This window comes from Clostridium sp. SHJSY1 (genome assembly GCF_031626875.1).
Classification (GTDB): Bacteria; Bacillota; Clostridia; order Clostridiales; family Clostridiaceae; genus Clostridium.
This window is the reverse complement of record NZ_JANDMF010000003.1, coordinates 150,267-163,629: the sequence shown is the minus strand read 5'-3', so window position 1 is coordinate 163,629 and position 13,363 is coordinate 150,267. Positions and strand designations below refer to the sequence as shown.

General features: G+C 29.3%; 11 protein-coding genes. All 11 read left to right on the top strand.

Translation table 11 applies throughout. The features are described 5' to 3' along the window. Positions 1 to 22 precede the first annotated feature (22 nt). The gene (locus NNC19_RS03125) at positions 23 to 328 is read left to right on the top strand and encodes a hypothetical protein (protein WP_310937147.1); all 306 of its coding nucleotides are present in this window, start codon (positions 23 to 25) and stop codon (positions 326 to 328) included. Positions 329 to 501: 173 nt separating this feature from the next. Next, positions 502 to 639 carry a six-cysteine ranthipeptide SCIFF gene (gene scfA, locus NNC19_RS03120; RefSeq protein ID WP_143317214.1) on the top strand — a complete coding sequence of 46 codons (138 nt, stop codon included), beginning with the start codon at positions 502 to 504 and terminating at the stop codon, positions 637 to 639. A gap of 80 nt (positions 640 to 719) precedes the next feature. Next, the gene (gene scfB, locus NNC19_RS03115; protein WP_310937146.1) at positions 720 to 2,090 is read left to right on the top strand and encodes a thioether cross-link-forming SCIFF peptide maturase; all 1,371 of its coding nucleotides are present in this window, start codon (positions 720 to 722) and stop codon (positions 2,088 to 2,090) included. 1 nt (position 2,091) lies between these two features. Then, positions 2,092 to 3,288 (top strand): pitrilysin family protein, encoded by a 1,197-nt coding sequence (locus NNC19_RS03110; protein ID WP_310937145.1) that lies wholly within the window; start codon positions 2,092 to 2,094, stop codon positions 3,286 to 3,288. A gap of 8 nt (positions 3,289 to 3,296) precedes the next feature. Beyond that, positions 3,297 to 4,709, top strand: coding sequence for an aminotransferase class I/II-fold pyridoxal phosphate-dependent enzyme (locus tag NNC19_RS03105; RefSeq protein ID WP_310937144.1), 1,413 nt, complete (start codon positions 3,297 to 3,299; stop codon positions 4,707 to 4,709). Positions 4,710 to 4,778: 69 nt separating this feature from the next. After that, complete coding sequence (locus NNC19_RS03100; protein WP_310937143.1) at positions 4,779 to 5,459, top strand: HAD family phosphatase; 681 nt, start codon at positions 4,779 to 4,781, stop codon at positions 5,457 to 5,459. A gap of 361 nt (positions 5,460 to 5,820) precedes the next feature. Continuing rightward, on the top strand, positions 5,821 to 7,911 hold the full coding sequence (locus NNC19_RS03095) for a chemotaxis protein CheA (protein WP_310937142.1): 2,091 nt from the start codon (positions 5,821 to 5,823) through the stop codon (positions 7,909 to 7,911). 37 nt (positions 7,912 to 7,948) lie between these two features. Continuing rightward, positions 7,949 to 8,440: a chemotaxis protein CheW gene (locus NNC19_RS03090; protein WP_310937141.1), complete on the top strand. Its 492-nt coding sequence runs from the start codon at positions 7,949 to 7,951 to the stop codon at positions 8,438 to 8,440. Positions 8,441 to 8,456: 16 nt separating this feature from the next. Continuing rightward, positions 8,457 to 11,456 carry a methyl-accepting chemotaxis protein gene (locus NNC19_RS03085; protein WP_310937140.1) on the top strand — a complete coding sequence of 1,000 codons (3,000 nt, stop codon included), beginning with the start codon at positions 8,457 to 8,459 and terminating at the stop codon, positions 11,454 to 11,456. Between the two features lie 57 nt (positions 11,457 to 11,513). Beyond that, positions 11,514 to 12,329, top strand: a complete 816-nt coding sequence (locus NNC19_RS03080) for a protein-glutamate O-methyltransferase CheR (protein ID WP_310937139.1) — start codon at positions 11,514 to 11,516, stop codon at positions 12,327 to 12,329. A gap of 5 nt (positions 12,330 to 12,334) precedes the next feature. Continuing rightward, positions 12,335 to 13,354: a chemotaxis response regulator protein-glutamate methylesterase gene (locus NNC19_RS03075; protein WP_310937138.1), complete on the top strand. Its 1,020-nt coding sequence runs from the start codon at positions 12,335 to 12,337 to the stop codon at positions 13,352 to 13,354. Positions 13,355 to 13,363: the final 9 nt, after the last annotated feature.

Here is a 13,363-nt window from a genome sequence, read left to right as displayed (position 1 = left end):
TTAGAGAGGACTTTCTAAAATAATGGATATTGTTAAATTATTACAAAATAATACTTCTGGCTTAAATGAGGAAGAAAGAAGACAGGCTGAAAAATTTACAGATTCTCTAAAGGAAAAAATTATAGAAGAGTTAGTTGAATTTGAATCAGATGAACTCATTAAGAAGCTATGGAAAAATAGGGAAGAGTTTGTAGATAGCTTGGGGAGCATTTTAATTAATGGAATAAAAGGTTATAGTAAAATGCCAATTGAGCTACTAATAAATATTTATCTAGAAAAGAAAAGCAATGAAGATTTTATAGAATTAATTGAAAATATTCAGGAATAAATTATATACAGAGGTTAATAAAATGATATTAGCACTATAAGTTAGAGTTTTTTATAAACTATGGTTCATGAAGCAATTTTTACATGCGAATTTAACAAATTTTTAAATTATTGTTTCATGTATATACCACTTATGGTATAATATCAACGGAATATAGGAAGGTGGTTAGAGCAATGAGACACATTAAAACTGTTAATAAAACTAACATAAAGAACAGCTTATGTAAGCCAGGTTGTAAGGAATGCGCTAATTCATGTCAATCAGCTTGCAAAACTTCTTGTACAGTAGCAAACTTAGAGTGCGAAAACTAAGAATTTGAACAAATCTCGTGGCATATGTCACGAGATTTAAATCTATGTGTGAAATTTTACCATTTGGAGGTAGTTAAAATATGGCAAGAATACATAAGTTCAAACAAGGAGGCAACTATTATGTTCTAGACGTAAATTCTGGGGCTGTTCATATAGTTGATGAACTTGTTTATGATATATTAGAAGATCAAGGAATAAAAACAAAATTAGAGGTTTTAAATAATCTTAAAGAAAAATATAAAGAAGAAGATATTTCAGAAGCCTATGATGAAATTCAAGAGTTAGCTGAAGAAGGAGTTATTTACTCGAAAGATCAATATGAAGAAATAGCTCATAGTTCAATGGATGACAGAGATTACATAAAGGCTATTTGCTTAAATGTAATACATGGATGCAACCTAAGATGTAAATATTGTTTTGCAGATGAAGGTGAATATCATGGACATAAAGGTGTAATGACTTTAGAAACAGCTAAAAAGGCTATTGATTATGTTATTAAAAGAAGTGGGCCAAGAAAGAATATAGAAATAGATCTATTTGGTGGAGAACCAACTATGATTATGGATACTCTTAAAGAAGTAATCCAATATGCTAGAGATAATGAAAAGAAGTGGGGCAAAAATATTAGATTTACTATGACTACAAATGCTACTCTTCTTACAGATGAAATGATGGATTTTATGGACAAGGAAATGGGAAATATCATACTATCCCTAGATGGAAGAAAAGAAGTTAATGATAAGGTAAGAATTAAAGCTAATGGGACAGGTTCCTATGATGATATTCTTCCAAATATTAAAAAGATGATTTCAAAGAGAACAAAAGGAAAGACTTACTATGTAAGAGGTACATTCACAAGAGAAAATACAGATTTTTATGAAGATGTAGTTTCAATGCTTAATGAAGGTTTTAGAGAAATTTCAATAGAGCCAGTTGTTCTTGAAGACAATCATTCACTTTCTTTAAGAGAAGAAGATCTTCCTACTATATTTGAAAACTATGATAAGCTTTATGAAGATATGAGAAAGAGAAGAAAAGAAGGCAATGATGAATTTAATTTCTACCACTTTAACATAGATCTTCAAGGTGGGCCTTGTGTTTATAAGAGAATATCAGGTTGTGGCGCTGGATTTGAATATGTAGCTATAACACCTCAAGGTGAAGTATATCCTTGTCATCAATTTGTTGGTAAAGAGGAATATAAATTAGGTGATATTTATGAAGATACATTTAATCCTGAACTTTCAAAAAGTTTTAAAAAGGCTCATATATATAACAAGCCAAAGTGTAAAAAGTGTTGGGCAAGATTCTACTGTAGTGGTGGATGTCAAGCTAATAATGTAGCTTTCAATGGTAATATGAATGAACCATATGAAGTAGGATGTAAAATGCAAAAGAAGAGAATTGAATGTGCAATAGCTCTTAAAGCAGAGGCTCTAGGAGAAGAATAATATGAAAGAATATATATTAGAAAACGGAATTAAGCTAATATATATTAAAGGTACTTCGGAACTTACATCAATTTCTATAGGACTTGAAGCAGGGGCAGCCCAAGATGGTAATTTACTTGGTCTAGCTCATGCTACTGAGCATATGATTTATAAAGGAACTAAAAATAGAAGTGAAGCTATGATAAATGAGGAATTTAGTAAGTTGTTTGGATTTTCCAATGCTATGACTAATTTTCCTTATGTAATTTATTATGGATCCTTACTGGGGGAGGAGTTTTATAAAGGAATTCAGTTATTTTCTGATCTTTTAATAAATCCAACTTTCCCTAATGATGGTTTTAAAGAAGAAATGGATGTAATAGTTGAAGAGTTAAATGAATGGGATGAGGAGCTTGACCAGTATTGTGAGGACAAGCTCCTTTATAATACCTTTGAAAAAAATAGATTGAAGTACCCTATAATAGGAAATATAGAAAGCTTAAATAAAATTACACTTGAAGATATAAGAAGATTTTATAATGAATTTTATTCTCCTAAAAACACATCTATTGCTATAGTAACTTCATTAGAATTTACAAAAGTAAAGGATATTATAGAAGAGTGTTTTGGAAATTGGAGTGGAGAAATGGTAAATGCAGCGCCAGAATCTGAAGAACAGGGGAAAGTGGGAATATTTGGAGATAAAAGAAATAGTAATAGTTGCAGAGTTCAAATGAATTTCTCTATAGATAATTTGAATGAAGTGGAAATGAAAGCCTTAAGAATATTTAATGAATATTTTGCGGAAGGTATTAATTCATTGCTATTTGATAGATTAAGAACAAAAAATGGATTAGTTTATGATGTCTTAAGCAGAATTAGCTGTGAAAAATATATAAATTTATATAAGATAACATATACTACTTCAAAGGATAAAATAGATAAAACTTTTGAGGTTATCAATGAGGCTATTAATGATATAAAGCTTTTAGATGATAATACTATTATGGGGCTAGTTAAAAGAATTAAAATAAAGAAGTTATTTAAAGAAGAGCAAAGCATACAACTTGCTAAAGAACTATCAACTTATAGTGTTATGTTTAAAGATTATAAGGTATATTATAATATGGCAAAAGATATGGAAAATATAAAGGGTGATTTTATTTTAGAAGTAGCTAAAAAAGTGCTTAAAAAATCATCTATAGAAATAATTAGTTGAGGTATATTATGAAAAAGAAATTACCACTATTACAGGCTTTATTAGATTATCATAAAGAAGAAAATATAATATACTCAATGCCTGGAAACAAAGCTGGTGAAGCATTTAGAAGAGATGAAATAGGAAAAATTTTTGCAAATAAGTTAGGATATTTAGATATAACTGAAGTTGATCCTTTAGATAACCTTCATCATCCAGAAGGGGTTATAAAGGATGCCCAAGAAGCTTTAGCTAAGACTTATGGTGTAAAGAAAGCATACTTTTTAGTAAATGGTACAACAGGTGGAAATCTAGCATCTATTTTTGCTTTATTCAATGAAGGTGATGAAGTACTAGTTGAAAGAAACTGTCATAGGTCTATTTATAATGGATTAATACTTAGAAAGTTAAAGGTAACTTATATTAAGCCTAAAGAAATGAATGAGTATGGTTTATTTCTTCCACCAGATAAAGAGGATATATATAAAGCATTAAATAAAGCTAATAATCCTAAAGGAATAATATTAACTTATCCTAATTATTATGGAATAACCTATGATTTAAGAGATGTTTTAATAGAGTTAAAGGAAAGAGGATTAAAGATAATAATAGATGAAGCTCATGGTGCTCATTTTGGAATTTCAGAAAAGTTACCTATTAATATAGCAAATTTAGCTGATTTTACAATAGTAAGTGCTCATAAAACACTACCAGCCTTAACAGGAGGTTCATTTTTACTCTCTAATAATTTAGACAGTGATATAGAATTTTATATTAGTTCATTTATGACTACATCTCCATCATATTTAATAATGGCTTCTTTAGACTATGCTAGATACTATTTAGATAACTATGGTAAAGAAGATTATAACAAATTGATTTTTAAAGCAGAACATATGAAAGAGAAAATTACTTATTTAAATAAAGTTAAAATTCTTTCTAAAGGAGATTTGCCTAAAGGATATGATATTGATTTAAGTAGGTATGTTGTGATAGCACCTAAAGGATATAGTGGATATAGGTTACTAGGTTATTTAAGAGAAAATCATATTCAAGCAGAGATGAATTTTAGTCAGGGTGTTGTATTGATACTATCCCCTACAAAAGTAGAAGAGAATTTGAATAAACTTTATGAAGTTCTTTCTAAACTTGATTTAGAAGATTTAAAGGATGATAGAAAAATTGCAAATTATAAACCAATACAAAATGAAAAAGCATTTGAGCCTTTTGAAGTGTTTAGATATGAATATGAAAAGGTTAAGGTTAAGGATTCTGTAGGAAGAGTTTTAAAAGAATCTATAGTACCATATCCACCAGGAATACCAATTGCTTGTCCAGGAGAAATAGTTAGTAATGAAATTATAGAAAATATTATTAATTATTTAAAATTAGGTCAAACAATTTTAGGGATAGAAGATGGCGCTGTGAAAGTTTGTAAATAATATTATCCTATTAGAAAATAGTGGTAAAAATAATTATATTTAAAATTCTGTGATATAGGGGGAAGAGTAATGAGGAATTTAGGAGTAATTTTTGATTTTAATGGAACATTATTTTGGGATTCAGATAAACATGAAAAAGCTTGGAAAACTCTTTCTAAGAATTTGCGTGGTAATGAGTTTTCTGATGAAGAATTACAGAAATATGTTCATGGACGAACTAATAAATCTATACTTCAATATATGTTAAGAAAAGATTTAGATGATGAGAATTTGGCTAAACTCTCAAATAAGAAAGAGCAAATATATAGGGATATGTGTAAAGAAGATATAGAGAATTTTAAACTGGCTCCAGGTGCTATTAAGTTTCTAAATTACATAAAAGAAAAGAAAATATCATGCACCATTGCCACTGCATCTCAAAAAGAAAATCTTATGTTTTTTTGGAAATCATTTAAACTGGATAAGTGGTTTGATTTAAATAAGATAGTTTATGATGATGGTTCATTTTTAGGAAAACCAGAACCAGATATTTATTTAAAAGCAGCGAAGATACTTGGAATTAACACAAGTGATTGTATTGTTATAGAGGATGCTTTTTCTGGTATAGAATCAGCTTACAGAGCAAAAATAGGTAAAATAATAGCAATTGCACCAAAGGAAAAGCATGAATATTTTAATAGCTTAGAAACTGTGAATTTGGTAATTACTGATTTTAATGATTTAGACAAGAATATTTTAAATAAAGAATAAGAAATATTATATTTATCAAGTAAGATATATAAAGAACATAATTAAATTTATGTTTTCTATATATCTTTTTTTTATATTGCAGATATTTTACAGATACATGAAAAATAGTTTTTGGATTAATATTACTTTCCATGATTCTAATAACATCTTCCACTAAAAGTTCCTTGTTGATTTTTTAAAATAGCAATGATAGAATTGTTTTTGTGATTAACTATAATTTAATTATAAAAAAGCAAATAATAAAAGCTAATAATGACATTTGAAGAAAAAAATTGATTAGAAATAATAAAAAGAAAGGTTAAGGAATGGAACAAACAGAAAATGCAAAGTCTTGATATAAATACAAGGGGGGGTGAGGTCTATGCAGGGTCAATATTCAAATGAACATATGCTTGATTTCTTTATTTATGAAGTTACTCAAAACATTGAACAGTTAGAAAATTGTATACTTTCTAGTGAAAAATTAGGTTACTATAGTGAAGATACAATAAATGAGATATTTCGTATAATGCATACTATTAAAGGTTCAGCTGCTATGATGTCATTAAATGACATATCAACACTAGCCCATTCATTGGAAGATATATTTTTCTATCTTAGAGAACAAAAAGTTGAAATTGATGATTATTCAACACTTTCAGATCTTGTGTTAGATGGAGGAGATTATGTAAAAGTAGAACTTGAAAAAATTAAAGGTGGAGACAAGATAGATGGAGATGCTTCAAGTCTCATAGAAAATAATAAAAATTTTCTTAATACACTTAAAGAACAAAGTTCATCAATTATTCAAGAAGAACAAAGTACAACTATAGAAAAACAGCAAAATTCAATAGTTGAAGATGTTGGTGATAATAAAGATGCTTATAATACTTTTAAAGTAACAATCTTTTTTACAGATGATTGTCTAATGGAGAATGTTAGAGCTTTTACAGTAATAAATAATTTAGAGGATTTTACTAAAGACTTTCAGTATTATCCTGAAGATATTATTGAAAATGAAGGAAGTTCTCAGGTAATAAAAGAGCAAGGTTTTTCAATTGTCTTAAAGACAGATAAATGTGATGAAGAAGTTCATGAGTTTTTTATGAAAACATCATATTTAAAAGATTTAGAATTTATTAAACTTGATGACTATAAGGAAAATATCGACAATAACGCTAAGAGTGTTAACGATAACACAGATAAAGATAATAATGTAAAAGAAAAAACAGTTATTCATAAGGAAGAACGTAAAGTTAAAAATGAGAAAGAAGTACAAGCGTCAACTGTTCAAAGTATTATTAGTGTTAATGTTAATAAATTAGATATACTTATGGATTTAGTAGGAGAATTGGTTATTACTGAAGCTATGGTAGTTCAGAATCCAGATCTTAAGGGATTACAATTAGATAACTTTAGTAAGGTTGCAAGGCAACTTCATAAAATTACTAGTGAATTACAGGATATGGTTATGTCAATAAGAATGGTTCCACTTTCTACTACATTTAGAAAAATGAATCGTATTGTACGTGATATGAGTAAGAACCTGGGTAAAGAAATAGAATTACGATTGATTGGAGAAGAGACAGAAGTTGACAAAAATATTATTGAACATATTTCTGATCCATTAATGCATTTAGTTAGAAATTCTCTTGATCATGGAATAGAGACTACAGAAGATAGAATAGCCTTAGGAAAACCAAAAACAGGGGTAGTAACATTAGAGGCAAAAAATATGGGAAGCGATGTTATTATAACTGTTAAAGATGATGGCAAGGGGTTAAATAAAGATAAGATATTAGAGAAAGCTGTTAAAAATGGGATTTTAAATAAAGCGATAGAAGAAATGACAGATAAAGATATTTATAATCTTATATTCTTGCCAGGGTTTTCCACAAAAGAGAATGTATCAGAGTATAGTGGTCGTGGTGTAGGAATGGATGTAGTGATAAAGAACATTGAGACTGTGGGTGGAGTTGTTTCTGTAGAAAGTGTATTAGGAGTTGGGTCTGAATTTATTATTAAAATTCCGCTTACATTAGCAATTATAGATGGAATGAATATTGGAGTGGGAAATTCAAGATATACTATACCAACAACAGCAATAAAGGAATCTTTTAGACCAAAAGATGAAGATATTATTGAAGACCCAGATGGAAATGAAATGATCATGGTTAGGGGTCAGTGCTATCCAATATTACGTATTCATTCACATTTCAAGGTTAACACTCAAGTTACTAAATTTATTGAGGGTATCATAATTATGGTTGAACAAGACAATAAAACATTATGTTTATTTGCTGATGAATTGTTAGGACAACAGCAAGTAGTTGTTAAGGCTCTTCCAAGTTATATAAAGAACACTAAAAACATAAGTGGATTAACTGGATGTACACTTTTAGGAGATGGAAGTATTAGTCTTATTCTTGATGTAGTTGGACTTATTAATACAAATAGCACTGCTCAAATGTAAAGTTTCTCAAAAAATAAAATGGAATGAGGATATGAATATGGCTAAAGAAATAGTAGAAGAATTTTTAGAAGAAGAGGACACTCAAAAAGGCAAATATCTTACATTTGTATTAGGAAATGAATCTTATGGAATTGAAATAAAAAATGTAACAGAAATAATAGGGATACATCCTATTACTGAGGTGCCAGAGCTTCCAGAATATATTAGAGGTATTATAAATTTAAGAGGTAAAATAATTCCAGTAATGGATGTAAGAATTAGGTTTAGAAAATTATTTAGAGAATATAATGATAGAACTTGTATCATTGTTGTTGATATAAAGGATGTAGCAATTGGATTGATAGTAGATAGTGTAGCAGAAGTTATTTCAATTGTAGATAGTGATATTGTACCACCTCCAGATGTAAATAAAAATGGTAATAAATACATCAAGGGGATTGGAAAAGTTGGTAATGAGGTAAAACTGATTTTAGATTGTGATAAGTTAATCAATGAAGAAGATGTAGAAAACTTATCTGAAATTTTATAATTGAGGGGGATAACAAATGAGTTGGTTTAATAATTTAAAAATGGGTGCAAAGCTTAATGTAGGATTCGCATTAGTTTATGTAGTTGCGTTAGTTCTAGGTATAGGTGGTGCACTTGCCTTTAAAAATGGTGAAAATGGATCAAGTAGCATGATATATCTTGTTGTAATTGGTATCGGTGGTTTTATTGCCATGTCAGCTTTTAGTAAGTTTGTAAATAAAGATGTGAATAATTCAATGAAGAGCTTAGCAGATATTGCAGAAAAAATTACACTTGGAGATACAAATAATAATGTTCAAGGAACTTCACAAGATCAAATGGATAGATTAAAGACATCTCTATTAAACGTGGTTGATGTTATGGAGAATCTTTCCAAAGATGTTTCTATGCTTAATACTGCAGTTATGGAAGATAATGTTGATGTTAGAGTAGATGAAGTTAAATATTTTGGTCAATTTAAAAATATAATTAATGGGATTAACAAGACAGTTAATAAAATAGCAGAAAAGAATGTATGGTATGAAGCAATTATAGATGCTGTTCCATTCCCGATTCATGTTACAGATACTGATATGAATTGGACATATATGAACAAGCAATTTGAAAACTTAATGATTGAGCAAGGGACAGTTAGAAAGCGTGAAGATGGATATGGAAGAGCTTGTAGTAATGCAGGAGCAAATATATGTAATACACCAAACTGTGGTATAAAACAATTGTTGAAAGGGACTCCTGAAAGTTACTTTGATTGGTGTGGAATGAGTTGTAAACAAGATACATCATATTTAAGAAATAAAAAAGGTGAACATTTAGGATTTGTTGAAGTAGTTACAGATTTAACAGCAATATTAAGTGTTAATGAATATTCAAAGAAGGAAGTGGAACGTTTAGCTTCAAATCTTGATTTACTTGCTAAAGGTGATTTGAATTTAGATTTAGAAGTAAGTCCAGCAGATAAATTTACTGAAGAAACAAAGAACAACTTTGTAAAGATAAATAATAATCTAGAAAAAACAAAAGTTGCTATTAGCAGATTAATAAGTGATGCTGTACTACTTTCTGATTCAGCAATTGCAGGAAAACTTGAAGTAAGAGCTGATGCAAAAGCACATGAAGGAGAATACAGAAAAATAGTTGAAGGAGTAAATGGCACTTTAGATACTGTAGTTAACAAAAATGAATGGTATGAAGCAATAATTGATGCTGTTCCATTCCCGATCCATGTTACAGATACTGATATGAATTGGACATATATGAATAAGCAATTTGAAGATTTAATGATTGATCAAGGAACAGTTAGAAAACGTGAAGATGGATACGGAAGAGCTTGTAGTAATGCAGGAGCAAATATATGTAATACACCAAACTGTGGTATAAAACAATTATTAAAGGGAAATCCTGAAAGCTACTTTGATTGGTGTGGAATGAGCTGTAAACAAGATACATCATATTTGAAAAATAAAAAAGGTGAGCATTTAGGATTTGTTGAAGTAGTTACTGACTTAACATCTATTTTAAGAGTTGGTTCTTATACCAATGCTGAAGTAGACCGTTTAGCTACAAACCTAGAATTACTTGCTAAAGGTGATTTGAATTTAGATTTACAAGTTAGTGAAGCTGATAAGTTTACAGAAGAAACAAAGAACAACTTTGTAAAGATAAATAATAATTTAGAAAAGACTAAAATTGCTATTGGTAGATTAATAAGTGATGCTATACTGCTTTCTGATTCAGCAATTGCAGGAAAACTTGAAGTAAGAGCTGATGCAAAAGCACATGAAGGAGAATACAGAAAAATAGTTGAAGGGGTAAATGGTACTTTAGATGCTGTTATAGAACCAGTACAAGAAACTTCAGCTGTTCTTCATGAAATGTCTAAAGGAAATTTAAAGGTTAGTGTTAATGGAAATTACAAAGGAGATCATGCAACGCTTAAGAATTCACTTAATGATACAATAGAAACATTATCAGGGTATATAAATGATATATCAAATGCGTTAACTGAAATAGCAAATGGAAATTTAGTTATTTCAATTGATAGGGAATACTTAGGAGATTTTGCACAAATTAAAAATTCTTTAACTTACATTATTAGTTCATTAAATAATGTTATGAATGATATTAATACTGCAGCTGGACAAGTAGCATCTGGAGCAAGACAAGTAGCTGATTCGTCACAAACTCTTTCTCAAGGTTCTACAGAACAAGCAAGTTCAGTTGAACAATTAACTGCATCAATGGAACAAGTATCTGTACAAACAAAGCAAAATGCTACTAATGCAGATGAAGCTAATGAATTAGCATTGACAGCTAAAGATGAAGCTGGTAAAGGAAATGAATATATGAAGGGATTACTAGATTCTATTAATGATATCAATGAATCAGCAAGTAGTATATCTAAGATAATAAAAGTTATAGATGAAATTGCATTCCAAACAAACATACTTGCACTTAATGCAGCAGTTGAAGCCGCAAGAGCAGGACAACATGGTAAAGGATTTGCTGTAGTAGCAGAGGAAGTAAGAAATCTGGCAGCACGTTCTGCTAATGCAGCTAAGGAAACAACTGTATTAATAGAAGGTTCAATTAAAAAAGCAGAAGATGGCACAAAGATAGCAAGTGAAACAGCTACTGCTTTAAATGGAATTGTTGATGTTGTTTCTAATGCAGCTAAACTTGTAGGGGAAATAGCAACAGCTTCAAATGAACAAGCTAATGGTATTGCACAAATTAATCAAGGTATTATTCAAGTTTCACAAGTTATACAGAATAATACTTCAACTTCTGAAGAAAGTGCAGCTGCAAGTGAAGAATTATCTAGTCAAGCTGAACTTCTAAATGGATTGGTAGGTAAATTTAAATTGAAAAAGAGTGGTTCAAGTTATGATAGCAATCAAGAAATAAACCCTGAAGTAATTAGAATGTTAGAAAACATGAATGAACCAAAAAAGACATATGAAAAGAAATCAAAAAAGCCAAAAATTTCATTAAATGATAATGAATTTGGCAAATATTAAAAAATAGATAGAGAGAGTATTAACTCTCTCTATCTTTATAAGAAAAGGGTGATTAAAATGATTAATATAACACAAAAGGAATATAGTCAATTAGCAAGTTTTATTAAAGATAATTATGGCATTGATTTAGGTACAAAGAAGCAAGCTCTTGTATTGGGAAGACTTACTAATGTACTTGTTGAACAGAATATTGATTGTTTTTCTGATTATTTTAAATATATAACTTCTGACAAAACAGGAAATGCTGTAGAAACTTTAGTTAATAAAATTACTACTAATCATACATTCTTCATGAGAGAAAGTGATCATTTTACATATTTTAAGGATATAATATTACCTTATCTTAAAAATAATCAAAAGCAAAAGGATCTTCGTATCTGGAGTGCTGGATGCTCTTCAGGAGAAGAACCATATACTATAGCTATGATTATAGATGAATTTTTTGGAAAAGATAAAGTATTATGGGATACAAAAATATTAGCTACAGATATCTCTACAAAGGTTCTTGATATAGCAATAAAAGGAGAATATCAAAATGAAGCAGTAGATTCACTTAGTTCAAGTTGGCAAATGAATTATTTTAATAAAATTGACATAGAAAAATCAGTTGTTAATAATAAGATAAAAAATGAAGTGATATTTAGAAGGTTTAATTTAATGAATGAGGTATTCCCATTTAAACAAAAATTTAATGTTATTTTCTGTAGGAATGTAATGATTTATTTTGATAATGAGACAAAAGATAATTTGATAAATAAGTTTTATGATTTGTTAGATTATGGCGGATATCTTTTCATTGGACATTCTGAATATTTAAACAGAGATAAATCAAAATTTGAATATGTAAAGCCTGCAATTTATAGAAAGGAATAATACATATGAAAAAAATAAGGGTTTTGGTAGTAGATGACTCAATTCTATTTAGGGAGGTGTTAACAAGGGGGATATCTTCTGACCCTTGTATTGAAGTAGTTGCTAAGGCAAGTGACCCTTATGATGCAAGGGATAAGATTATTTATTATGAACCAGATGTTATGACTTGTGATGTGGAGATGCCTAAAATGAATGGTATTGAGTTTGTTAAGAAACTTTTGCCACAGTATCCTATTCCAGTTGTTATGGTTAGTGCAATAAGTGAAGCGGTTTTTGAGGCTATGAAAGTAGGTGCTGTAGATTTTGTTACAAAACCTGATGTGCAAAGTCCGAAAAGTGTGGAGAATTTTATAAAAGAATTGATTATTAAAATAAAAATTGCTGCAACAGCAAAAGTTTTGAAACATGAAAGTTATGAAGGAATTTCAAGTGCTTTAAAGAATACCAGTAATGAATATAGTAAAAAAATTATAGCTATTGGAGCTTCAACAGGAGGAACAGAAGCAGTATACAATCTTATTAATAGATTACCTTCAACTATACCAGGAATTGTACTTGTACAACATATTCCACCTGTATTTTCAAGAATGTTTGCTGAAAGACTTAATAACACAACTTCATTAAGAGTTAAGGAAGCAGAAACTGGAGATGTTGTTGAAGAAGGTTTGGTTTTAGTAGCTCCTGGAGATAAACATATGAGAATAAAAAAAGTTGGTAGTAAATATAAAGTGGAATGTTTTAGTGGAGAAAAAGTAAATGGTCATTGCCCATCAGTGGATGTTTTATTTGAATCTGTAGCTAAAGAAGCTAATAAGAATGCTCTTGGAATTATTTTAACGGGGATGGGTTATGATGGAGCTAAAGGATTAATGTCCATGAGAAGAAAAGGAGCAAGGACTATAGGGCAAGATGAATCTACTTCAGTAGTTTATGGTATGCCTAAGGTTGCCTTTGAAGTAGGTGCTGTTGAAAAACAGGCACCATTACAGAATATTCATAATTTGATTTTTAAAATGTTAAAATAATTATTAAAT